This is a genomic window from Burkholderia sp. PAMC 28687 (assembly GCF_001577465.1).
In the GTDB taxonomy this organism is placed as follows: domain Bacteria; phylum Pseudomonadota; class Gammaproteobacteria; order Burkholderiales; family Burkholderiaceae; genus Caballeronia.
Genome location: NZ_CP014507.1, coordinates 1,340,750 through 1,364,394, shown reverse-complemented (window position 1 = coordinate 1,364,394; position 23,645 = coordinate 1,340,750). Strand labels below are relative to the sequence as shown.

Below are 23,645 nucleotides of genomic sequence, written 5' to 3'. Positions count from 1 at the left end.
CTCGCGTTATCATAAAAACAGCGATAAAAAGGGGTATCGGATGAAGCTTTCCTGGGTATTTGCCGTGCGTTCTCTGGCGCTCGTGCCGCTTCTCGCGGCTGTTTCTGCATTGTCCGCATGCAGCAGTGCGCCGCCGCTGTTTTCATCCGACGGCCGCCCGACCTCGATGATCAATTGCCCCTCGAACGGCGGCTGGAGTAACTGTCAGGAAAACGCGCGTGCCATGTGTGCAGGCAGTTACGATGTGCTGGATCAAAGCAGCGAGAACGGCCAGAACGGATTACTTATCGCCTGCCGCGCGAAGTAAACGTGGGTGCGCAGCCCTTGGCTTCGCCCACGCCAAATGAATCAAGGCTGAACGGTGATCCGCGCAAACTGATATTCCAACAAAAAACGCCAATAGGGCGACTTGGTTTAAACCGCGCAAACGATTCAATAGGAATTTTTTGATCGCTGATGCAAATACGCAGTAATCACGAATGGTTTCACGGCGCCGAAGCTGAAAACAAATACAAACTTTACCAGCGCCATTATTTCCGCTTTGCGCTCATTTGTTTAACGAAGTATTAAATATTCACGAATATTTTTCCGACTCGAACACGCTCATAGTTTCATACTTACTGCATTGGCTCCGCGCAATACACGTCACTCATCAAATTGAGATATGCTGCGATCAGAGTTTGCGGCGGCGTCGTTCGGGGCAACAGCGGCGCTACAGCCCATTTGTATCAATCCGGCGTTTTGATACCTAGTGTGGATCGGTTATTCGTTCCACATGAAGAACACTCTCGTTTTAAATAAAGCAAAAATAACGTATCTAATGGAGTGGCGAATGAATCACCGGCAGATCGAGACAGATATTCTTCACCTTGAACGCATCATCGGCAGGATTTCTCCCGAAGACCGTATTCCTTTATCTTACTGGCGTAACAGAATCAACTCGGTGGCTTCCAGCGCGCTTGTGCCTGCCCAGCAAAGCCGCATGCAGAGAATCCACGAACGGCTTACGCAACTTGAGGCATCGAATTGATTATTCCGGAATCCGTTTCCGGGAGTGCCAACATTTCCCCTGTTCCAGGTAACTCTTCCTAGGCGTCACCGATTTGACCATGCTTAAATACCAGCACTGAACAGCTCGTTTTGAAGGACATGAATGTCTGCTGCTGGATTCAGCGCCTCGCGCCTGGAACAAACCCGAAGTGCAATGCAGGAGTTCGTTGATCGAGACGAGGTCGCGGGCTGCGTATCCCTGATATGGCGGCGCGGCGAAATCGCTATGGTCGAAGCACTCGGCTGCCGGGATCGTGAAACGCGGGAACCCATGTCGCGAGATACGCTGTTTCGCATTGCGTCCATGACGAAGCCCGTAACCAGCGTCGCTGCGCTCATGCTCGTGGAAGACGGCCTGATCGCGCTGGATGAGCCCATCTCCCGCTGGCTGCCCGAACTCGCCAAACCGCAAGTTCTCCTGGATCCGAGCAGTCCACTCGATCGCACCGAACCGGCCCGCGCGCCCATCACCCTGCTCGACCTGCTTACGCATCGCACTGGCTTTGCTTACCATTTCACCGCATTCGGCGCGCTCGCCGATGCTTACAGCGAAGTATTCAACGGCATCGACGCGACGGTCGATTCAAGCGTGTGGCTCGAACGCGTTGCCAGATTGCCGCTGATGTTTCAGCCGGGCACGCGTTGGCACTACGGCATTTCGACCGACGTGCTCGGTTCGTTAATCGAGCGTGTCAGCGGCGTGCCGCTCGAAACGTTTTTCCGCACGCGCATCTTCGATCCGCTGGGCATGACGGATACCGGCTTTGTCGTGCCGGCCGGAAAACTCGAAAGGCTCTCTGTTTCCTACGCCATCGATCCATCGACGCAAGAACACGTGGTGGAAGATCATCCCGCAACGAGCCGCTTTGCCAAGCCCGAGCGGTATCAAAGCGGCGGCGGAGGGCTGATATCGACAGCTGATGACTATCTGCGTTTTGCCCGCATGCTGCTCGGCCGAGGCCGCCTTCGAGGCGATGCCACCGAGCGTGCGAACGGACCGCGATTGTTGTCGCACCGTTCTGTTGATCTGATGCGTACGAACTTCCTGACGCGCGAGCAGCGTCGCATTCCCGCGTTTGGGCAGGTCGTTTGGGCGGGGCAGGGGTTTGGTCTGGGCGTTGCGATTGTCGATGACCCCGCGCAGCAACGCACGGAAAGTTATCGGTCGAAGGGATCGTTCGGCTGGCCGGGCGCATTGGGTACGAACTGGTTTGCCGATCCAGTGGAAGACATGATCGGCATCTTGATGATCCAGCGGCGCGGCCTCGTGCCGTTTCCAATGGCTGCTGTCTTCGAGCGTCATCTCTATGACGCTATCGATGACTGACGTTCAGTGCAGCGTCTCGCGCAAGAGCGTGACGTCATAACCAAGCTTGCGCGCACGATCGATCAACGCCGTACGCATCTGCGCCGATGGCTTCGCTTCACGCGTGAGTATCCATAGATATCGCCCGCTTGGTTCACCGACGATGGACCACGTGTAGTCATCGGCGTGATCGAGCACCCAGTAATCGCCCACATAGAACGGTCCGAAGAACGAGACCTTCAGCTTCGCGCTATTCGAATCAGCGACGATCTTGGCCTTGCCTTCGACCGATTTCGGCGTGCCGTCCACACTTCCCTTGCGGCACGAGTTGATCACCGATATCAAGCCGTCTTCCCGTTTTGCGTAGTTCGCAGTGACTGCTTCGCAGCCCCGTTCGAAACGGTTTTCGTAGCGTGCAAATTCATACCACTGGCCGAGGTATCGATCGAGATCGACCGCCTTCGCAGGTTCCGGCACGTCGTCGTTGCCGCTCTTGCCACTTCCTGCTGATGCACAGGCAGCCAGCACGCCCAGTCCGCCGATCACCAGCAAAGCCGCGGCGCCGATGGTGACGGATCTCTTGAATGTCATGTATGTCCTCGTTGTGTTTATGCAGTGGCGTGGCACTCTCAGCAAGCTTCGTTCCGTTGATTGCCGCGCTTGATCAGGTCCCGCATAAGCTCACCTTTAGCGACCGGATTCATGCTGAAGGGTAGCCGAGAAGCCTGTTAGCAAAGGTATCCGTGTGTATCAACTGTTTTAACAACAGGCCGCAAGCCATTGATCACGCTCGCTTTAGTGATGTGTGTTCAACATTGAGGTGCAGCGTGCGGGTGAGTCTTAATGTGCTTTCTCATCACCGCACACCAGGGTCCCGTATTGCCTCACCTCAAGATGCACGACGCCGCACGATGGCTCGTACTCTGCATTGATCGCTGTATATCGATCATGGCGAGAAGCAAAGTAGACGGCGCGTGATGAAAGCTCGCAAGCCTTTATGGTAAAAGGCTTTCCAGCCGATACCTAAGCCATTCGATGAACTCGGCAGGCATCCCCTATCTAGTTAGCGATACTTGTAATCACCCTTAGCGTGAGTTTTTGCGGGATACCAAGCTCACCTCCACGCAGGTCCCGAAATCGCTCACCTTTGGTTTTTGGCGCTCAGCGCCAACACGCATCTACCGCTATGCTTGGCGCCCTCGTCAATCAGTTGCGCTCTGCTCATGCCGTCGTTGGTCTCGTCGCTTTTCACCATCATCCTTCCTGTGTTCGGTCTCATCTTTGCCGGCTATGCATGCCGCAAGACGAATCGATTGGGACCGAATGCATCGTCGGAACTCAATCGCTTTGTCGTGTATCTCGCATTGCCCGCGCTGCTCTTCGACATCATGGCCACCACACCCTGGCGCTCACTCGATCAACCTGCGTTTATCGCTGCGTTCGGAATTGCATCGGGTGCCATCTTCGTGCTGACCTTGCTGATCAGCTTGAAACGATCAAAACATCTCGCCGATGCCAGCCTCGATGCACTCAATGCCGCCTATCCGAATGCAGGGTTTATCGGCTTGCCTTTGTGTGCGCTTGCGTTCGGTCACGCGAGCCTCGCACCCGCGGTGATCGCGTTGATCATGACGGTATGCGTGCTGTTCGCGGTGGCTATCGTATTGATTGAACTCGGGTTGCAGACCGAGAAGAACTTCGCTGCGACTATAGGCAAGGTGATCAAGTCGCTCGTGACCAACCCGTTGTTGTTCGCGCCGTTTGCCGGATGGTTATTGAGCGGCGCCGGCCTCACCATCTCGGGCGGCGCGGATACGTTTCTCAAGCTGCTGGGTGCAGCGGCAAGTCCCTGCGCGCTGGTCGCGCTTGGCTTGTTCCTTGGCGAGAAGTCGAAGGGTGGCGCTGCAGGAACGACATCGATGCTCGTCACCGGCAAGCTGATCGCGCAACCGTTGCTAACCTGGTGGCTGGCGTTTCATGTGTTCGCGTTGCCCATCTTGTGGGCGAAGACCGCCGTCATACTCAGCGCGCTGCCGACGGGCACGGGCCCGTTCATGCTGGCGGAGTTCTACAGGCGGGAAGCGTCGGTGACGTCGAGCACCATCTTGTTCTCAACGCTGATATCGCTCGTTACGGTGACGTTATGTCTCGCCGCCATCACGCGATGACGCAAATAAAAAAGCCCGGCATATGAATGCCGGGCAAGCCTCATCGGAGCGAGGTGTGAGAAGAATGTGCTGGAAGCGTGTTGGCTTATTGCGCGCTGATACGCGCGCTGTTCGCCTGCATCACAGAAGCTGTACGCGATGCATCCAGCGCCTTCGCCGTTTGATACGGCAGCAATTGCGGATAACTTTCCGAATGAATCGTCTCGAGTTGACCGCTGTTTCTTGCCACGATGAGTTCAGCCTTCACCTCGGCACGCGTTCTTGGCGCGACGTTCGAAGATTGAGCAAAGACGCTGGCTGAAGAAGCCAGCGCACCAATTAGCAAACTGCCGATAAGCGCGCGTTTCATGTGAACCTCTGATTTGAATGACGGCACGTCTTGCGCCATCGATATGAATCAGTCTATCCACATAGCTATCGGCGACCAATGTCGATTGAGAAAACATATTGTTGTAGTTTTCGCATGAATGTCGGCCGGTGGGGCGCTGAACGTTTCATCGTTGCGGGTTCGGTAAGAACCCGTTTCCGTGTTCGGTATTTTTCCTCTTTCACTTCGCTTTTATTTTTTTGCTGGGATCCAGCTTTTTGCCGCCAAACATCTGGCGGTTTAGTGCGAATTATTAAACATCTACAAAGTTGTCCACAGATTCTGTGGACAACTTTGTGGAAATCATCTCAAAAACGCGCTGAAAGGGGCATGTCAGGCGGCTTTCGCTTGGATTGCCCAATGCAAGGCCAAAGTGCTCGCTGATTACGCTTCTCGATCCCGCCGGTGCACATCGAGTCGCATAACCTGATGGCCGTATCCGCGCCTATGATATTGCGACGATGCGTTGCAAAGCCGCGCGTTTAGTCCTTCATTCATAACGCGATCAACTCAGTTGGAGGGAATAACCATGGCCTTTAGGATTGCGGTTGTTGTTGGCAGCATCCGGCGTGATTCGTTCAACAAGCAACTCGCGCACGCGCTCATATCCCTGGCGCCGCAGGATTTCTCGTTCGAGTTTCTCGATATCGCCAGCCTGCCGCTTTATAGCCAGGACTACGACGCCGATTTTCCCGAAGCTGCGCGAACGCTCAAGCAGAAGATATCGGAGGCGGATGGCTTGCTGTTCGTCACGCCCGAGTACAACCGCTCGATTCCCGGCGTGCTCAAGAATGCGCTCGACTGGGGTTCGCGGCCGTGGGGGCAAAGCGCGTGGGCCAACAAGCCGGGCGCGTTGATCGGGACGTCGGTGGGGGCAATAGGCACGGCGCTCGCGCAGGCGCATCTGCGCAACGTGCTTGCGTATCTAGATGTGCCGCTGATGGGCCAGCCGGAAATGTTCATCAAGCACGATGAAAGTCGTATCGATGCAGCCGGCAAGATCGTCAACGACGACACCCGCAAGTTCCTGCAGGCTTTCGTCGATAAATACGTGGCCTGGGTCAAACGGATTTCGGCGGCTTGACGCCAATGAAAAACGGCCCGCGGAAGCGGGCCGTCAGCAGCCAAGGCAATCAACGGATCACAAGTGATGATGCCCCGTAACGCGGTCCCATCCGTGACGCACTGCGAGCTTGAAGCGCTCCCACGTATCTTCACCATGCGGATTACGGTTTTGCCAGTCGCGCTGCAATTCGGTTTCCATCGAATCATCCCAGCTTCGGCCGCGATAACGATCATCGTTGCCTAACGTCGCGCCGTAACGATACGCATCTTCGTATTCCTCGTAGCGTGCGCCGGTGGCCGCGTAACGCGATTCATAGTCGGTGCGGAAGTCGTCCTCGTACTCCATGTATTCGTCGGGCATGGAGTTGCGCGACAGCGGCAGGTCGGGCCGGAGCGGATCCGCAGCGGATTGGCTAAGCGACCCGGCAACGGGCGTAGCCAAGCTGGCACGTTGCGAAGACGTTTCGGTTTCATCGAGCGGATCAACCGGTGTAACGGGGCGCCAGCCCTGCGTCGTTTCGTGGGCTTCATCTTTTGCCGGCCATACCGAGCCGCTGGTCATCGGATCTCCCCCAGTCGCGCGGTACGTAGAATCGCTGCTGCCGGCGAACGGGTCGCGTGCAACCGGGCTGATCGGATCAAGCGAATCCACGGCTGCCGGCTCGCTCAGGTTGCCACGCGGATAGGCGCGGGCACGGGTATCGGCACGGGCTGTTGCGAGCGGATCGGCCGCCGGATTGACGGGAGCGCGTCCCGGCACGGCACTGCCCGAACCCAAGCCGAGTTCATCGAGCAACGAATGATCGCGGTCATCGGGAGCGGCAACAGTGCCAAAGCCCGCGCCTGGATGATTCAATGCGCCCCAGCTTGCGGCGCGTTCATCGATGTCAATTGCGCCTTGCTCGGCGAGCGTATGACGGGCTGCATCGGCGCGCTCTTCCGACGGCGTGTCGACCGCCACCAGAATTCCGCCACGCCGCACGGCTTCCGAATAATGTGCGACTTCAGGCGGCTGATCGCGACCGCCGAACAGCATCGAAAAGAACCGTTCGATGTTTGCCAGCACGCCGCCTGTTTCCGGCGGCTGCATTGCGCTGGTCGTCGGTTCGAGCGCGGGATCGGCCAGCGAAGACGGCTCCGGCGCGGCCTGGAGTTCAATGTCAGCGTGGGCGAAGCCCGAGGCCACCAGCGCGCTGCGCGCAACTTCGGCCTGATCGTAGGTGTCGAAGATACCGATAACTGTGTGTCGCATGGCTGCCTCCCTGGGTGGCCTTGGAGTGAGTTGCGACGCGATGTACATGTTTGTACGGATCTGCCGCAAGTCCCGCTAGGGTTCGCAACTCCCGTGCCGGGTCGCGCGGCAGGCGCAGCAGGGCGGCGCGGGAAGTGCCAATTCCCCGCGTTCCCATGAAAAGTGCGGACGTTTTTACAAAACCCGGGCGAAAAAACTCAGTGCGGGGTCTCGCCGTGCTCGGCGCGTGCCGTCAGGTCTTCGCGAATGGCTTGAAGAAGGGAGTCGAGCAGGCCGATATCGAATGGTTTCGACAGCACGCGCGCATCCACATGACGCGCGCGGTCGAGTTCTTCCGCGTAGCCGGTGACGAGGATCACGGGCACGCGCGGCGTCCACGTCTGCAGGATCTCCGCCAGGTCGATGCCGTTCAGCTTGCCGGGCATATGGATATCGGAGAGAACGACGTCGAACGGCAAGGCGCCGCCCGTGGAGGCATCCTGGCGGGCAAGGTCCAGCATTGCGATCGCGCCGTCGGCGTTGAAGATATGCGTGACCTGATGGTTCATCATCGTTAACAACGCTTCCGTGCCCGCAGCCACTTCCTCGTTGTCTTCCACCAACAGCACGCGCAAACCCGCCGAATCGCCAAGCGCGGCGGTCTCGTTCGGGACGTCGGGCGTCTGCACCGCCGATGCGCTCGCCCGCGGCAGATAAAGCCGCACCGACGTGCCCGCACCCACAGCGCTGTCGATGGTCGCAACGCCGCCCGCGCGCTCGCAGAACGCAAATACTTGCGGCAATCCGAGCCCGGTGCCCATGCCCTTCGACTTGGTCGTGAAAAGCGGCTCGAACGCGCGGCCGAGAATCTCGGGGCTCATGCCGTCGCCGGTATCTTCGAGCGTCAGTTGCACGAACTCGCCGACTATCGGAAAGCCGTCTTCGTGGCGAAACTGCACATTGTCAGCGCGCACGGAGAACGTGCCGCCGTTGGGCATGGCGTCGCGGGCGTTCACCGCGACGTTGATCAGCGCGAGTTCGAGTTCGGCGGCATCGACGCGAATCGGCCAGACATCCGAATCCGATTCCAGCGTCAGCGCTACCTTCGCTCCAAGCGATGCCTTCAGCAGTTCGCGGCACGCGGGCAGCCATTTGCCAATCGCGATGGTCTCGTTGCGCAGCGGCTGCTTGCGCGCCACGCCGAGCAACTGGCGTGTCAGCGACTGGCCGCTTTTGAGCGCGCGTTCCATTGCCGACAATTCGCGGTCGAGTCCCGGCGCGCCGCGCCTTCGCGCGATCTGCACATTGGTGGAAAGGATCATCAGCAGGTTGTTGAAATCGTGCGCGACGCTGCCGACCAGATTGCCGAGCGCTTCCATCTTGCGCGCCTGCCGGTAGGCCGATTCGATGGACCGGCGCATCGACGCTTCCGCCTGCCAGCGTTCCCACGCGTCTTCTTCGTTGGCGAGACGGCGCAGCGACAGCCAGATCACGCCCCACAAAACGATGCAAGGCGCGAACAGCGACAACACCAGTACGCTGACATGCCTGTACCAGCCGGCCCAGATCGTTGCGATGGGGTAGCCGCTCGATACATAAACGGGGTAGGTGCCCACGCGCCGGAACGCGACCACTTTCATCTGGTTATCGAGCCCGGAGCGCATACGCACGACGCCCGCGTGCCGGTCCGACAAATACGCTTCGCGCAGCGGCGAACTGGCCGCGAGTTCCATGCGGTTCGCCGGGCGCACCGGATACCACGCGAGTACGGCGCCGTCGGCCCTTGTCAGGCCGAGGGAAACGCTGGTGTTATCGCCGAGCAGTTCTTCATAGAACCCCGCGAAGTAACTCGGACGCAGCGCGATCGATACGATCCCGGCGAACTGCCCGTCCGGCGCCTTGCGCGGCACCGCGGTATTGAAAACGCTTTCGCCCACTACCTTGCCCTGCATGACGCTCGAGACATTCTCGACCGCCGGACGATCGCGCACGGCAATGAAGTCCTCGCGCGTGGCAATGGATATATCGGGTGCCGGGAACACCCGGCTGGTGGCGATCAGCCGTCCATCGGCGCCGAAAATGCTCACCGATGCCACCTGCGGATAGCCTCCGCCCATCGCCTTGAGTTTGTCGTGGATGGACGCCTCGTCGCGGCGCAGCGTGACGTCGTCAACGCCGTCGATCAGATCGATTACGCGTGCGTTGAGCGTCTGGTTCATATCGAAGACTTTCAGCGCATGCTCTTCGGCGACGTGGGCGTTGCGCTCGGCCACCTCGGCGGCATCGGCTTCCCGCGCCTTCAGGTCGCTCCACGACATGACCGCCACGTAGAGGCAAGGCAGGACAATGGCTGCGATCAGCAAGACCCGCAACGTGGCGCGCTGAGCGGCGAAGTTGCGCTCGGGCACGACCGGGAACGGCGGCTCGTCTTGCCAGTGGTCAGCGCCTGAGTCCTCGCGATGCGGCGTCATGGATCGTTTTCACTCGAGTGCGGATGGTTCCGGCCGCGCGGGATGCGCGCTGATTACCTGGCGCGCATAAATCATGCCGTTATTCCATGTCGGCGCCTGACGCGATTCTATTTGAAATCGGATGGTTTTTTGGAGGAGTTGCGCAGGAAGTTGGGAAACCGTGCGCAATGCATGCCCCTGTGCTAATGCGAATGGGATTTAAGAAGGTATTGCGCAATCTGACGTACTTCGTCGAATTGGCTGATGAGTTCGAAACAAATAATGAACGCCAGCGCGCCACTCGGGCCAGGGTATCGGTTGATCAATTGCATTACAGGCTGTGTGACCGCCGGCCGGATTTCATCTCTCGTCAACAAATACGTGATCATCATTCCGAGTAAAGCGCCGGCAATGATATCGGTCGGATAATGCAGTCCCAGGTACACGCGCGGCAAGCAGATAAAGACGAGCGTATAGGCAAGAGCGGCAGAGCCCGCGCGTTTCCAGACAATGAAAATTCCCATCGAGACCGCCATCCAGATCATTGCGTGGTCACTCGGGAATGAACTCCAGCTTCTCAGGACCTCGTCAAACCTGGCGCCAACCGGCATGGTGAAATGCAGATTGGAATTAAAGCGTGGCCGCGAACGAAACGGGAGGAAATAGGCCAAACCGCGGCCCACAATCAAGGCGACCAGACCAGCAGCAAATGTCGCGATGACAACTTCCCGCCGCCAGGGTGCACGATTGTCAGGGCTGAACCAAACCCACCAAAGCGCTGCGACCAGCAGTAATCCTTTTGCGATATAAAGTCCCGCCAAAGAGCCAATGGCGAAATTGATTCCGGGGGAAACGAACGAGTGTCGAGCGATAAAACCAAGGATCGAAGCATCGAAGCCGTTCATATTGGATTTTCTCGTTTATCCAGCAAGCCGTTAATCGAGCGTTCCCCTGCATGCGGCTTATGTATTTGCGTCGGTGCTATGACGACATTTATTGGTAATATTTATGCCACAAAAATGTCACAGACAAATAGCTCAAAGTCGCCTTTACGGCGGCCTCATCGGACAGGGGCGTCCTCTTGATTTGCTGCGCTTATAAAACCGGTGCCTTAATCCGGGTGCGACAAGCTTTTATGCTTGGCTGGGAGCGGGTAACCGGCGATTGATATCAGCGGTCAGACCTGAACCGTTGGGGATTTCCTCGCGGTCATCGAGCCGATCCACCGTGTGGTATGCACGCGATCCGAAGGACACGGCGCGCTGATCCGCACGATCTGCAACGAGGGTTACATGCTGACGCAGATGTTTTGTACGAAGGTTGACGCGGTTTTCCGAACCGCGGAAGTCGCCTAGGGGCAATCGGTCACAAACATTGATATACTTTTCGTCGCTTCAGGCGTCGTTTGAGCGTGTTCCTTAAACCGCTCCAACGCAGCAAGAAGCCGGTTTGCGCCGGTTTGCACGAGCGTCCGCTTGGCCGTTGCAACACGGCCGGGCGTTTCACGCACGGCGCCCGATCTAACACTACTGCCCTTGGGGGCGCCACAGCGGAGTCCGTCTTGGCCGTTTCCAATCTTATCGCCGATGAACCTGCGCCCGACGCCGCCAAAGCGTCCTCGGGCAGCTCGTTCTATCTCGCCATGCGCATCCTGCCGGCTGCGCAGCGTGACGCGATGTACCAGGTCTACGCGTTTTGCCGCGCGGTGGACGACATAGCCGACGACGGCACCATGCCGCGCCACGAACGCGCTGCCGCGCTCGAGCAATGGCGCACGGATATAGACGACTGCTACGCCGGCAAGCCGCGCAAGTCGCTGAGCGCGCTCACGCAGCACATCCACGCGTTCCATCTCTCGCGCGATGACTTCATCGCCGTGATCGACGGCATGGCAATGGATTCAGAAGACATCGTTGCGCCCGACGAAGCCAGTCTCGACCTTTATTGCGATCGCGTGGCGAGCGCGGTGGGGCGTTTGTCGGTGAGGATATTCGGGATGCAGGAAGATGCCGGACGGCGTCTCGCGCATCATCTCGGCCGCGCCTTGCAGTTGACCAACATCCTTCGGGATATCGACGAAGACGCGGCCATCGGCCGGGTTTATCTGCCGCGCGAATTGCTGTCGCGCGAAGGCATTTCCACCACCGACATTGCATCCATAGTCGGCGACGCCCGCTTGCCGCGTGTGTGCCTGACCATTGCCGAGCGCGCCCGCATTCACTACGCCCAGTCCGACGCCATCATGGCCAACGCGCCGCGCGCCCAGGTCAAGGCGCCGCGGATCATGTCGGGCGCGTATCGCTGCGTTCTCGAGGCGAACCTGAAGCGTGGCTTCGATCTCCCGCGCAATCACGTCCGTACGCCACGTTCACGGCTGTTGTGGATCGTGGCGCGCAACGTGTTCTGATGTCACGGACAGTTCATGTCATTGGCGCTGGATTATCCGGGCTCGCCGCCGCGGTCCAGTTGCAAAGGCGCGGCGCGCGGGTCGTGCTGCACGAAGCCGCGCCGCATGCCGGCGGCCGGTGCCGCTCTTACTTCGACATCAAGCTCAACGCCACGATCGACAACGGCAACCACCTGATCCTGTCCGGCAACCACGCCGCGCTCGGGTTTGCCAAAGCCATTGGCGCCGCCGACGAACTCATCGGTCCGACCCAGCCCGACTATCCGTTCATGGACCTGCGCAGCGGTTCGCGCTGGACCCTGAAGATGTCGCCGGGACGGTTTCCAGGCTGGATCTTCGATTCCGCCACGCGTGTTCCCGGCACCATGCCCGCCGATTATTTCGCGCTCGTGCGACTGCTGTTTGCCAATCCGGGACGCAGCATCGGGCAAACACTGCGCGCGAACGGCCGGCTCTGGGACGCAATGCTCGATCCGTTCTTGCTCGCGTTGCTCAACGTCGATCCGCGTGAAGGCAGTGCCGTGCTCGCCGGCAACGTGCTGAAAGAAACGGTGCTGCAAGGCGGACAGGCATGCCGGCCAATAACGGCGCGCAATGGCCTGGGCCATGCGTTTATCGAACCGGCTTTGAGGCTCCTGCAATACGGCGGCGCGGAGATACGGCTCGGGTCGCGCTTGAGCGCAATCAGTTTTGCCGGCAGTGATTCGAAGACGCGCGTGGCGACGCTGGATTTCGATGAAACGCGCGTGGACATCGGCCCGAACGACGGCGTCCTGCTCGCCGTGCCCGCACAAGTCGCGCGGGAACTCGTGCCGGGGCTTACCGCGCCGACCGAATTTCGCGCGATCATCAATGCGCATTTCGCCATTGATCCGCCGCTTGCATTCGAATCCATGACCGGTCTGCTCAACGGCACGGCCGACTGGCTTTTCGCCTTCGATGACCGCCTGTCCGTGACCATCCACGACGCCGACAGGTTCACCGATACCCCGCGCGAAACCCTTGCCCACACGCTGTGGCAAGAAGTGGCGAAAGCCGCGCGTTTGCCGGTTGAACGCATGCCGACCTGGCAGATCGTCACCGAAAAGCGCGCGACGTTCGCCGCGCTGCCGAGCCAGGAAAATCTCCGGCCGGCGACCCGCACCCGCTGGCCCAATCTCATGCTGGCGGGCGACTGGACGGCCACCGGGCTGCCTGCAACCATAGAAGGTTCGATCCGCTCCGGCCAGAAGGCCGCGGACCTCCTCATGAATCCCCCGACGGAACTCTGATGAACGATTTTGTCCAGCCACCCGATGCCTCAAACGCGCCAGTCAGCGCGGCGGCGTTGGAGGCATCGGTATCCCGCGCGGCCGACGCGCTGCTCGCCGATCAGCATCCCGAAGGCTACTGGCTCTACGAACTCGAAGCCGACGCCACCATTCCCGCCGAGTACGTATTGCTCGTGCATTACCTCGGCGAGACGCCCAAGCCCGACCTCGAAGCAAAGATCGGCCGATACTTGCGCCGCATCCAGCGCGACGACGGCGGCTGGCCGCTGTTCACCGACGGCGCCATGGACGTCAGCGCCACCGTCAAGGCGTACTTCGCGCTGAAGATGATTGGCGACCTGCCCGAAGCCGAGCACATGCAGCGCGCGCGCCGGGCGATCATCGCGGCCGGCGGCGCGGAAAAATCGAACGTGTTCACGCGCATCCTGCTCGCGCTGTTCGGCGTCATTTCATGGCGGGCCGTACCCATGATGCCCGTTGAAATCACGCTCTTGCCCGAGTGGTTTCCGTTCCATTTGTCGAAGGTGTCTTACTGGGCGCGGACCGTTATCGTGCCCTTGCTCGTGCTCAACGCGAAGCGGCCGAAGGCGCGCAATCCGAAGGGCGTGCGCATAGACGAGCTTTTTTTCGATGCCCCTGTCAACACCGGCATGGCCGCACGTGCGCCGCATCAGCATCAGGGCTGGTTCGTGTTGTTCCGCTGCGTGGATGCCGTGCTGCGCACCGTCGATCCGCTGTTCCCGCGTCATACACGCCAGCGCGCAATAGAAGCGGCCGTGCGTTTCGTCGATGAACGGCTCAACGGCGAGGATGGCCTCGGCGCGATTTTCCCCGCGATGGCCAACTCCGTGATGATGTACGACGTGCTGGGTTATCCCGAAGACCATCCGAACCGGGCGATTGCGCGCAAGTCGATCGAGAAGCTCTTGATCATCGATGAAGCGCCCAATGGCGAGGCGTATTGCCAGCCGTGTTTATCGCCCGTGTGGGACACGTCGCTCGTCGCGCACGCGTTGCTCGAAGCCGATACACCGAAGGCGCGGGCGGCGGTATCGCGTGGACTGGACTGGCTCGTGCCGTTGCAGATCCTCGATGTCCGCGGCGACTGGATCTCGCGCCGGCCGACTATCCGGCCCGGCGGCTGGGCGTTCCAGTTTGCGAACCCGCATTATCCGGACGTCGACGACACCGCCGTTGTCGCCATGGCAATGGATCGCGCCGACCGCGAAAACGGCACCGCGCTGTACGGCGAAGCGATTGCGCGCGGGCGGGAATGGGTCGTCGGCATGCAAAGCAGCGACGGCGGATGGGGCGCGTTCGAACCCGAAAACACGCAGTATTACCTCAACAACATCCCGTTCTCCGACCACGGCGCGTTGCTCGATCCGCCTACGGTGGATGTGTCGGGACGATGTCTATCGATGCTCGCGCAGCTTGGCGAGTTGCCCGCGACGAGCGAGCCGGCGAAGCGCTCGCTGGATTACATCCTGCGCGATCAGGAACGCGATGGAAGCTGGTACGGACGCTGGGGCCTGAACTATATCTACGGGACGTGGACCGCGTTGTGCGCGTTGAACGCGGCCGGATTGCCGCTGACCGATTCGCGGATGCAGCGCGCCGCGCAATGGCTCATCAGCATCCAGAACGCCGATGGCGGATGGGGCGAGGGCGGCGAGAGTTACAAGCTGGATTATCGCGGGTATGAAGCGGCGCCGAGCACGGCGTCGCAGACATCGTGGGCGTTGCTCGGGTTGATGGCGGCGGGGTTTGTCGGTCATCCGGCGGTGGCGAAGGGCGTCCAGTATCTGACGTCCACGCAGCGCGAGCACGGGCTTTGGGACGAAACAAGGTTCACGGCGACCGGCTTTCCGCGCGTGTTTTATCTGCGATACCACGGCTATAGAAAGTTCTTCCCGCTTTGGGCGCTGGCTCGTTACCGGAACATGCTGCGCGATGGCACCACGCGCGTGATGGCGGCGATGTGAGCTTGCCCGTTATCGCAGTAACGGGGATGGCGTTTGAAGCGCGTATCGCGCGCGGGCCCGGCGTCGAGGCGGTGTTTGCGGCTCGGGCGGATTTGCTCGAGCGCGCATTGAGCGAGGCGTTGGCGCGGGGGTGTTCCGGTATCGTCAGTTTTGGGACGGCTGGTGGTCTTGCGCCGGAGCTGGAGCCGGGGACGGTGATCATTGCGAGCGCCGTGTCGGGGCCGCTTGGGGTTATCGATACGGATCCCGAATGGTCTGCGCGGATGTTTGCGGCTTTTGCCGGAACGCCGGTCGAGGCGAAGGCCGTTCGAGGGACGATGGCCGGCGTTGCGGCGCCGCTGGCGGGGGAGCAGGAGAAGCGCTCGCTTTATCGGTCGACAGGGGCGCTGGCGGTGGATATGGAATCGCATATCGCCGGGGCGATTGCCCAAGCGCGGGGATTGCCGTTTGCCGTGTGCAGGGCGATTGTGGATCCGGCCTGGAGGAGCTTGCCGAGGGCCGCGACGGTCGGGCTGCGGGATGACGGGACCACTACGATCTTGCCGATTCTGCGGGAGCTTTTACGGGAGCCAAAGCAGCTTGGGGCTCTGTTGAGGATTGCGGGGGATGCCAGGGCGGCGAAGGGGTCGCTGGTGCAGGCGCGGCATGCGATGGGGAGGGCGGGGGTGTTGAAAGCGTAGCTCCGCCGTCCGCTACTTTCCCACCCGCGCAGCCGTTCCCCGACACACACTCAGCGCCAACTGCCGAAGCCATCGATGAACCGGATCGACTTCCAAACGTGGGTGCCACATCTGCGAGACCGTGATCTCCTCGGTCTTCACCGGCAGCTCGAAAGCATGAATGCTGGCGGATTCGGGCTGACCGTTCACAAGTGAAGCGGGCACGAGCGCAATCAGGTCAGAAGCGCGTGCCACGGCGAGCGCTGCAGGAAAGCTCGGAACCACCGCGACAATCGTCCGCTCCAGCTTTAAAGCAGCCAGCGCTTCATCCACCGGTCCGTTCGTGCGGCCGTGCCGAGAAGCAACCACATGGCCAAACGCTAAGTATCGTTCAGCCGTTACTTTGCGTTTTGTCGCGAGCGGATGTTCCTTCCTGACAACGCCAACAAAGCGGTCCCGAAACAAGGCCTGCACGCGGACTTCCGGTCCCATCGCGCCCAGAACGCCGATTTCAAGATCAGCGGACCCGTCCCGCAAATACGCTGCCGTCTTCTCGAGCTTGGGCGCAAAACGCAAACATACGCGCGGCGCAGCGGAACTCGCTGCAGCAATAAGCGACGCGCCGAACGCTTCCACGAAACCATCGTTGGCGCGAATGGTGAAGGTTCGTTGCAACGTCGAAAAATCCGGTTCCATCGTCGATGGACGGAGCACGGCGCGCGCCTCATGAACCGCGTTTTGCGTGCGCTGACGCAGCGTCTCTGCATGGGGCGTCAACACCATCCCACGCCCCGCGCGCACCAATAACGGATCCCCGGTCGTCTCACGGAGACGGGTCAGGGTCCGGCTCATTGCCGACGCGCTCAATCCCAGTCGACGCGCAGCCCCGGCCACGCTGCCATCGGCGAGCAGCACATCAAGTGCGACGAGTAGATTCAGATCAGGTTCTGCCATGCCTTGATCGTAGCATGGCGTTTGATGCAGGTTATAAGTGCAATTGCTGCGTCTTCCGCCATGTCTGATGCATCGATATAGTCGCTGTGTGGTATTGACACACAGGGAGCTAACCATGCAAGACACATCTAAACAGAAAACCGTCCTTTTGATCAGCGCATCGCGCGGCCTCGGATTCGCGATGGTCGAGGAATACCTCAAGCGCGGCCGGCGCGTGATCGCCACCGGCAGGGACGGCTCGACAGAAAAGCTGTGTCAACTTTCGGACAGCGCTCAGGGCGCGCTTGAAGTCGAAACAGTCGATATCACCATTCCCGATCAGGTCGCCACGTTGCACGACCGTCTCGAAGGCCGGCGACTGGATGTGCTTTTCGTGAACGCGGGCGTCAAGAACGATGATCGCGAAACGATCGCCGATGTATCGACCGATGAATTCGTGCGTGTCATGGTGACGAACGCGTTGAGTCCGATGAGGGTCATCGAAGCGTTTCAGGACCTTGTGAATCCGGGCGGGACAATCGGCGTGATGTCGTCGGGGCAGGGGAGCGTGACGAACAATACGAACGGCAATTACGAGGTCTACCGGGGCAGCAAGGCGGCGCTCAACATGTTCATGCGCAGCTTTGCCGCGCGCCACAAAGACGACGCGAAAACCCTTCTGTTGATGGCGCCCGGATGGGTCAAGACGGACATGGGCGGGTCGGGCGCGCGTCTGACTATCGAAGAAAGCATTCCGAACCTGCTGAATACAATGGAGGCCTACGAAGGGCGCTCCGGATTGCATTACCTGGATTACCTGGGGCGGGTCGTGCCCTGGTGAACGTGGCGTAACCGGCTCGCAATAAACCGGTTACGCCACGTTCAACTCACCGGTCCGCCAGCTTCCCCGATATGGTCCTGACCAGCAACGCCCCGAGCACCAGGCACACGGCTACGAAGTACAGTCCCATCCGGTTATCGTGCGTGGTGACATTGAGCCAGCCCACCACATAAGGCGAGACAAACCCCGCCAGATTTCCCACGCAGTTGATCCCGGCAATCCCGACCGCCACCGACGTCCCCGCAAGAAACGACGACGGAATGCTCCAGAACAGCGACAGCGCCGACAAGATCCCAGCCGCCGCAACGCTGAGCCAGATCACGGCGAGCACGGGGTGATGCCCCACATAACCGCTCGCCGCGAACCCAACCGCGCCGATCACGGCAAGCACCGAAAAATGCATGCGGCGCGAGCGGAACCGGTCCGAACTCATGCCCGTCAGCACGATCGCCGGGATGGCGACAAGATAAGGAATCGCCGATAACCACCCGATGACCGAGACATCGGTAAGGCCGGAATCCTTGATGATCGACGGCAGCCAGAAACTGATCCCGTACAGCCCGATGATCTGGCAGAAGTAGACTGCGCAAAGCTTCCAGATATGTTTATCGGAGAGGATCGCACGCAGGTTGTGGTGCGTCGTTTTCTCGGCGTCCTCGCGATCGATCTCGCTGGTGACGAGGTTCTTTTCGGTATCGGTGAGCCACTTCGCCTGAGTGGGTTTGTCGACCATCAACGCAAGCACGGCGATGCCGCACAAGAGCGCCGGCAATGCTTCGATAAGAAATAACCATTGCCATCCCGCCATGACGGTGGAATGCGCGAAGCGCGTCAACACCCAACCCGACAGCGGACCGCCCACGACGCCCGAGAGCGGTATTGCGATGTAGTACACGCCAAGCGCAAAGCCGCGCTTGCGCGCGGGAAACCAGTACGTCAGGTACAGCATGATGCCCGGCGAGAATCCGGCTTCGGCCACGCCCAGGAAAAATCGCGCGGTGTAGAACTGCACCGGTGTCTTGACGAACAGGGTCGCGGCCGAAATGAGCGCCCACGTGATCATGATCCGCGCAATCCACAGCCGCGCGCCGACCTTGTGGAGCATCAGGTTGCTGGGTACTTCGAAAATGAAATAGCCGATGAAGAAAATGCCCGCGCCCAAGCCATAGACGGCATCGCTCATGTTGAGCGCGCTGAGCATCTGCAGTTTCGCAAAGCCGACATTCACGCGGTCGAGATACCCGCACAAATAACAGAGCACGATAAACGGCATGATGCGCCAGCTTATCTTGCGGTAGACGTCGGTACGCGCCGTTGGCGTGACCACGATGGTGTCGCTGATATGGCTCATGTCTCCTCCGTCGCCCTTTGGCGGGCGTTATAGAGAACAATCACGCGGACAAGGCCCGCGTGATCAAGGGGTCCCTACGATGCGAGCTTGGCCGCTGCCACCTCCACGCCAAGTTCCTTCCTGAACATCGCTTCCATTTCGAGGCGAACTTTTACGGCTTCCTTGGTGGCATCGAAGGCGACATCGGTCCAGCGAACCGGCTGACCCGCGGCAACGGGCCGCTGCAGCACCATGTTGTGCGCCAGGCCGATGGGCAACGCGCCCTGCATCAGCGAGTCGACAGCGGGCATCAGCTTGCCGTAGACGGTGTGGCCGCCTTCGCCATCGAGCCGCTCGCCCGCGCGCAAGTCGCGCTTCGCGGTGGCCGCGACATCGCCATGAAAGCCGGTGGTTGCGCCGGTTGCTTCACCGCGCACGGCAATGCTCGCAATCGATATCCCCAGTTCCAGCCCGATCAGGTGATACGGCTTGTACATGGCCGCGAAGCGTCCGCTGCTGTCGGTCTTGAGCCCGTATTGCGCAAAGCAGTCGCGTACATAATCCGATGGCGCTTCGAAGACCGCATACACGCCCCATCGCAAGTCGCGGAACACAGGCCGTCCATCGCGTTCGAGCGATGACACCACTTCCACGCTTCCCCGATGCGGGAGAATTCCGCCTTCGGACGCGGGCTTCAACAGGTTCGGAAGGTCATCGACGCCGCATGCCGGGAACGCGAGTCCGTCGGAAGGCGGCCGCAAGTCGCACGCATTCGATACAGCCGCCATCTCCAGCGCCGATTTCGTGCCATCCAGAAACGAGTTGAACATCTGCGCGTTGAAGTCTCCCGATCCGACTTGTTCCTCGGTGAAACCGTAGTAGCTCCATACTGTGTCGGGCGTGGACTGGTGATAGACCGGCAGATATTTCGTGCCTTTGCCGGCGCAGATCACCTTGAAGCCGATGGTGCGTGCCCAATCCACCATTTCCGCAATCAGCGCGGGCTGATCGCCTGATGCCATCGAGTAGATGATGCCGGCTTCAGCCGCGCGTCTTGCCAGCAACGGACCTGCGAGTACGTCGGCCTCGACGTTCACCATCACGATGTGCTTCTTGTGCTTGCAGCAGAGCAATGCATGATGGATGCCTGCGGCGGGACTGCCGGTGGCGTCGATCACGATATCCACGTGGTCACTCGCGATCATGGCGTCGGCGTCGTCGGTGATGAATGTCGAGCCGCTGCGCAATGCTTCGGACCACGAAGCAGCGGAATAACGCGCTTCTTCCCAGCCTACGCGATGCATCGCGTTGCGCGCCCGCTCAGGAGAAATGTCCGCGATACCAACCAGATGAATGCCCGGTGTGCGCGGGGCTTGCGACAGATACATCGAGCCAAATTTTCCTGCGCCGATCAAGCCGACGCGAACCGGCCGGCCTGCTTGAGCGCGTGCTTCGAGTTTCGCTATGAGCGACATGCTGTCTCCTTTGTTGTGATAATCGGAAGGGTGTTGAGAGCGTCCTTGATCCAAAGATAGCAGCATGCTTTTTGCAATAGAATGGGCAATTCCACAACCGCGCTGTGCAAAAATCCCCATGCGAAAATTCGACTGGGATGCGCTTCAAGCCTTCCTTGCAATTGCCCGGGCAGGACGCCTGACTATCGCGGCGCAGCAAATGGGCGTTGACCATTCCACGTTGAGCCGACGGGTTGCATCGCTTGAAGCGAGCATTGGGGTGACGTTGTTCGAGCGCAGTTCGGTCGGGTTTCTACTGACGCCCGAAGGCGAACGGCTGATGACCGATGCCGAGGCCATGGAGAGCCTGGCGATGCGTATCAACGCACGTCTCGACGATCCTTCAGGTGGTTTGACCGGGACGGTTCGCGTGGGAACGCCGGAGGGTTTCGGCACCTATTTTCTGGCGCCGAGGCTTGCGAAACTCACGGCGGCGCATCCGGATCTGGAGATAGAACTTGTTGCCAATCCGCGCATGTTCAGCTTGTCGAAGCGGGAAGCGGATATCGCGGTGACCATGACGCGGCCGACGCGCGGGCGGGTTTATGCGCATCGGCTCAATGACTATGCGCTGGGGGTTTATGCATCGGGCGCATATCTTGAGTCACATGCGCCCATCAATATGTTCCAGGACATCTTCAAGCATCGATGGATCGGTTATATCGATGACCTGATGTGGAGCACCGAGCTTGATTATTTATCGCAGATATCGACGGCGCTCATGCCGGCCTTGCGTATCTCGAATGTGATCAGCCAGGCGGCGGCTGTGAGCGGCGGTGCCGGGATCGGCGTGCTGCCATGTTTTATCGCGCGCAAGGAGGCTGCGCTCGTGCGCATATTGCCTGATGAAATCGCGCTGAGCCGTTCCTACTGGCTGGTGTCACATGCCGATACTCGCGACATTGCCAGAGTGAAGCTGCTGTCGGATTTCATTCGCACGGAAAGCAGCGGTTCGGAGGCGTTCTGGGGGCGGTGGCCTTGAGCAGTCGCCGAAGAGCTTCGGCGAATTTCAATATGCTTAGCCAGCCTCCAGCGGCTCGTGCTTTTCTTCGCCGGCCCCCGGGAAGAACTTGTCCCACACCGCTCTCACCCCTTCAGCCGCAACCACTTCCGCGCTGATGTCCCCGGTTTCCCGCGCCACGCCCGGATCGGCGACCAACCCTCTCCAGTGCGTGAAAACCAGCAACGGCTTTTCTGTCCACTCGCCCGCGCCAAACTTCGCAAACGCTGTGTTGCCGCTCGCGAGTTGAACTTCATACCAGCCGTCGCGAACCGGTGCGTGGTCGCTCAACGGAAACCATTCGGTCGATTCTATTTTCACACGTCCCCCAAAGTCGTTTGATCAGAATAAACGTTCGCCTCGACGCCTTCAGTTCGTCAAGTTATCGTCTAGCCAGAATACGACAGGATAAAAAGGTCGAACATGAGATTCAATCCCGGACTCGCCTGTCCTGCGCAAACACCCCGGATTCTTCACCTCGCGCTGCAATAAACCGATCTCCCATTCGTCTTCGATGTCAGCAGACATGGAATGATTAACGAAGCACATCCTGAACAGATCAGCAAACGCATCGGACGCAGTATGAAATAACGATGAATTACAGCCAATCTATTAAAAAAGTTCGAAATAGGGCAAATCCTGATGACTCGGTGATTTTTGTTTATCGATAATGCCTAAACACATAAACATGCACCCGACCCGCCCAGAACGTTGGGCGGATGGAATCGTAAGCTGAGAGGAGTCTGACATGCGCGACGGAGAGATCAGTTATAAAGACGTGACTCTGATTCCCCTGGCTGCTTACGACGATGGTACATATGCTGCAATGCTGATCGTCAGGGAACTCGACGGCATGCAGCGCGCGAGTGGCATCCTCGGGCACTTTGCGTGCGCGCTGGATGCCCGGAAGTTTGCGCTGGCCTACGGCATGACCGAAATCGATGCACGCTGGCGCGCTTACCCCGACCCGGCAAAAGTCGACGAATGGAATGCCAATGCGCAACCGGCTTTCGAGCGCGCTGCGTGAGCTTTATGCGTCAAAGCCAAAATGGCAGTTGGCGAGTCGCTTAATAGCGCTCGCCAATTGCCATTTGAATACCGTCGAGCCGTTAAACAATGGCTAAGCCAGATTCGCCCTTAACTCTTCCCCTAAAAACTCCACAAACGTCCTCAGCTTTGCTGACAATTGATGCCGTTCGAGATAAACGGCGTGAATATCCGCATTAGGCAGCGCCCAGTCGTTCAGCAACACTACGAGCTTTCCGTCCCGTACCAGCGTCTGCGTTTCCCATTGCGAGCGAACGGCAATGCCGCGTCCATCGAGCGCCCATTCAAGAACCGCGCTTCCGTCATTGCTGCTTAGCGGTCCGTCGACCTTGACCGTCTCAGCCTTCTTCCCGCGCGTGAAGTGCCACGTCCCGTAAGCCGATTCATTCTCCCGAAGCACGAGACACGCATGGCGCGTCAGATCATGCGGCGTCGTGGGCGCGCCGAACGCCTTCACATAGTCCGGCGATGCACACACCACCCGCCGATTCTTCACCAGTAAGCGCGCGTTGATCCGTGCATCGGGAACATCGCCGAAACGGATGCCCAGATCAAAGCCTTCCTCCTGCAAGTTCACTGGCCTGTCCGACAAATGCAGTTGGATCTTGATCGTCGGATAACGCGCGATGAACTTCGATACCGCCGGCGCCACGCGTCTGCGTCCAAATCCAAACGATGCATTCACGCGCAGCAACCCGGTCGGTTCGCCTCGGCTTTTCGTGACCAACTGCTCGAGTTCCGCGAGTTCATCGAGGATCCGGGAGCCGTCCGCCAGATACAACTCGCCTTCGGGCGTCAGACTGACGCGTCGTGTCGTCCGGTTCAGAAGCCTTACGCCCAGACGCCGCTCGAGTTGTGCAAGACGCTTGCTTATCGATGGCGGCGTCACGCCCAGGTCCCGCGCCGCCGCTGCCAGATTGCGATGCCGCGCCACCAGTGTGAAGAGGCTCAGATCGGAAAAACCGTCCATCGGATTCGTTCCTGAAAGTTAAGTCTGGATTGCCTGAATGGAAACTGTATC

Annotated in this window: 22 protein-coding genes; 12 read left to right on the top strand and 10 right to left on the bottom strand. The window is 59.6% G+C overall.

What is annotated here, in order from left to right; all coding sequences use genetic code 11:
• Window positions 1–40: 40 nt before the first annotated feature.
• From AX768_RS29115 to AX768_RS29105, 3 genes are all read left to right on the top strand, one after another.
• On the top strand, window positions 41–307 hold the full coding sequence (locus tag AX768_RS29115) for a hypothetical protein (protein ID WP_062003756.1): 267 nt from the start codon (window positions 41–43) through the stop codon (window positions 305–307).
• Window positions 308–832: 525 nt separating this feature from the next.
• The gene (locus AX768_RS29110; protein WP_062003755.1) at window positions 833–1,030 is read left to right on the top strand and encodes a hypothetical protein; all 198 of its coding nucleotides are present in this window, start codon (window positions 833–835) and stop codon (window positions 1,028–1,030) included.
• Window positions 1,031–1,153: 123 nt separating this feature from the next.
• A complete protein-coding gene (locus AX768_RS29105) occupies window positions 1,154–2,377 on the top strand; it encodes a serine hydrolase domain-containing protein (protein WP_062003489.1) in 1,224 nt (407 codons plus the stop codon).
• A 3-nt stretch (window positions 2,378–2,380) separates the two neighbouring features.
• Here the strand turns inward: AX768_RS29105 and AX768_RS29100 are convergent, their stop codons facing one another.
• Window positions 2,381–2,947, bottom strand: coding sequence for a lipocalin family protein (locus tag AX768_RS29100; protein WP_062003488.1), 567 nt, complete (start codon window positions 2,945–2,947; stop codon window positions 2,381–2,383).
• 632 nt (window positions 2,948–3,579) lie between these two features.
• Between AX768_RS29100 and AX768_RS29095 the strand changes: the two genes are divergently transcribed.
• Window positions 3,580–4,524 (top strand): AEC family transporter, encoded by a 945-nt coding sequence (locus AX768_RS29095; protein WP_062003487.1) that lies wholly within the window; start codon window positions 3,580–3,582, stop codon window positions 4,522–4,524.
• An 85-nt stretch (window positions 4,525–4,609) separates the two neighbouring features.
• On the opposite strand, the gene AX768_RS29090 is transcribed toward AX768_RS29095, so the two are convergent.
• On the bottom strand, window positions 4,610–4,873 hold the full coding sequence (locus tag AX768_RS29090; RefSeq protein ID WP_082779123.1) for a DUF4148 domain-containing protein: 264 nt from the start codon (window positions 4,871–4,873) through the stop codon (window positions 4,610–4,612).
• Between the two features lie 547 nt (window positions 4,874–5,420).
• Here AX768_RS29090 and AX768_RS29085 point away from each other — a divergent pair.
• The gene (locus tag AX768_RS29085; protein WP_062003486.1) at window positions 5,421–5,975 is read left to right on the top strand and encodes an NADPH-dependent FMN reductase; all 555 of its coding nucleotides are present in this window, start codon (window positions 5,421–5,423) and stop codon (window positions 5,973–5,975) included.
• Between the two features lie 57 nt (window positions 5,976–6,032).
• On the opposite strand, the gene AX768_RS29080 is transcribed toward AX768_RS29085, so the two are convergent.
• The 3 genes from AX768_RS29080 to AX768_RS29070 all read right to left on the bottom strand — a co-directional run bounded on the left by AX768_RS29080 (window position 6,033) and on the right by AX768_RS29070 (window position 10,542).
• Entirely contained in the window at window positions 6,033–7,208 is a 1,176-nt protein-coding gene (locus AX768_RS29080; protein ID WP_062003485.1) for a hypothetical protein, read from the bottom strand.
• A gap of 197 nt (window positions 7,209–7,405) precedes the next feature.
• Window positions 7,406–9,658, bottom strand: a complete 2,253-nt coding sequence (locus AX768_RS29075; RefSeq protein WP_062003484.1) for a hybrid sensor histidine kinase/response regulator — start codon at window positions 9,656–9,658, stop codon at window positions 7,406–7,408.
• A gap of 182 nt (window positions 9,659–9,840) precedes the next feature.
• The gene (locus AX768_RS29070; protein ID WP_062003483.1) at window positions 9,841–10,542 is read right to left on the bottom strand and encodes a phosphatase PAP2 family protein; all 702 of its coding nucleotides are present in this window, start codon (window positions 10,540–10,542) and stop codon (window positions 9,841–9,843) included.
• A gap of 656 nt (window positions 10,543–11,198) precedes the next feature.
• Here AX768_RS29070 and hpnD point away from each other — a divergent pair.
• The 4 genes from hpnD to AX768_RS29050 are packed head-to-tail and all read left to right on the top strand — an operon-like array spanning window position 11,199 to window position 15,980.
• The gene (hpnD, locus tag AX768_RS29065) at window positions 11,199–12,044 is read left to right on the top strand and encodes a presqualene diphosphate synthase HpnD (protein WP_062003754.1); all 846 of its coding nucleotides are present in this window, start codon (window positions 11,199–11,201) and stop codon (window positions 12,042–12,044) included.
• Entirely contained in the window at window positions 12,044–13,315 is a 1,272-nt protein-coding gene (hpnE, locus tag AX768_RS29060) for a hydroxysqualene dehydroxylase HpnE (RefSeq protein ID WP_062003482.1), read from the top strand. Before hpnD ends, hpnE begins: the two co-directional genes overlap by 1 nt.
• Window positions 13,315–15,300, top strand: a complete 1,986-nt coding sequence (shc, locus tag AX768_RS29055; RefSeq protein WP_062003481.1) for a squalene--hopene cyclase — start codon at window positions 13,315–13,317, stop codon at window positions 15,298–15,300. Before hpnE ends, shc begins: the two co-directional genes overlap by 1 nt.
• Before the next feature lie 26 nt (window positions 15,301–15,326).
• Window positions 15,327–15,980, top strand: a complete 654-nt coding sequence (locus tag AX768_RS29050) for a phosphorylase (RefSeq protein ID WP_062003480.1) — start codon at window positions 15,327–15,329, stop codon at window positions 15,978–15,980.
• A gap of 12 nt (window positions 15,981–15,992) precedes the next feature.
• On the opposite strand, the gene AX768_RS29045 is transcribed toward AX768_RS29050, so the two are convergent.
• Window positions 15,993–16,913: a LysR family transcriptional regulator gene (locus tag AX768_RS29045; RefSeq protein WP_062003479.1), complete on the bottom strand. Its 921-nt coding sequence runs from the start codon at window positions 16,911–16,913 to the stop codon at window positions 15,993–15,995.
• 115 nt (window positions 16,914–17,028) lie between these two features.
• Between AX768_RS29045 and AX768_RS29040 the strand changes: the two genes are divergently transcribed.
• A complete protein-coding gene (locus AX768_RS29040) occupies window positions 17,029–17,733 on the top strand; it encodes an SDR family NAD(P)-dependent oxidoreductase (RefSeq protein WP_062003478.1) in 705 nt (234 codons plus the stop codon).
• 46 nt (window positions 17,734–17,779) lie between these two features.
• Here the strand turns inward: AX768_RS29040 and AX768_RS29035 are convergent, their stop codons facing one another.
• Window positions 17,780–19,084, bottom strand: a complete 1,305-nt coding sequence (locus AX768_RS29035; protein WP_062003477.1) for an MFS transporter — start codon at window positions 19,082–19,084, stop codon at window positions 17,780–17,782.
• 74 nt (window positions 19,085–19,158) lie between these two features.
• Window positions 19,159–20,538: an NAD(P)H-dependent oxidoreductase gene (locus AX768_RS29030; RefSeq protein ID WP_062003476.1), complete on the bottom strand. Its 1,380-nt coding sequence runs from the start codon at window positions 20,536–20,538 to the stop codon at window positions 19,159–19,161.
• A 118-nt stretch (window positions 20,539–20,656) separates the two neighbouring features.
• Here AX768_RS29030 and AX768_RS29025 point away from each other — a divergent pair, with 118 nt between their 5' ends.
• Window positions 20,657–21,559: a LysR family transcriptional regulator gene (locus tag AX768_RS29025; RefSeq protein WP_062003475.1), complete on the top strand. Its 903-nt coding sequence runs from the start codon at window positions 20,657–20,659 to the stop codon at window positions 21,557–21,559.
• 36 nt (window positions 21,560–21,595) lie between these two features.
• On the opposite strand, the gene AX768_RS29020 is transcribed toward AX768_RS29025, so the two are convergent.
• Window positions 21,596–21,898, bottom strand: a complete 303-nt coding sequence (locus AX768_RS29020) for a hypothetical protein (RefSeq protein ID WP_062003474.1) — start codon at window positions 21,896–21,898, stop codon at window positions 21,596–21,598.
• A gap of 427 nt (window positions 21,899–22,325) precedes the next feature.
• Here AX768_RS29020 and AX768_RS29015 point away from each other — a divergent pair, with 427 nt between their 5' ends.
• On the top strand, window positions 22,326–22,604 hold the full coding sequence (locus AX768_RS29015) for a hypothetical protein (protein WP_062003473.1): 279 nt from the start codon (window positions 22,326–22,328) through the stop codon (window positions 22,602–22,604).
• Window positions 22,605–22,697: 93 nt separating this feature from the next.
• On the opposite strand, the gene AX768_RS29010 is transcribed toward AX768_RS29015, so the two are convergent.
• On the bottom strand, window positions 22,698–23,594 hold the full coding sequence (locus tag AX768_RS29010; RefSeq protein ID WP_062003472.1) for a LysR family transcriptional regulator: 897 nt from the start codon (window positions 23,592–23,594) through the stop codon (window positions 22,698–22,700).
• Window positions 23,595–23,645 lie beyond the last annotated feature (51 nt).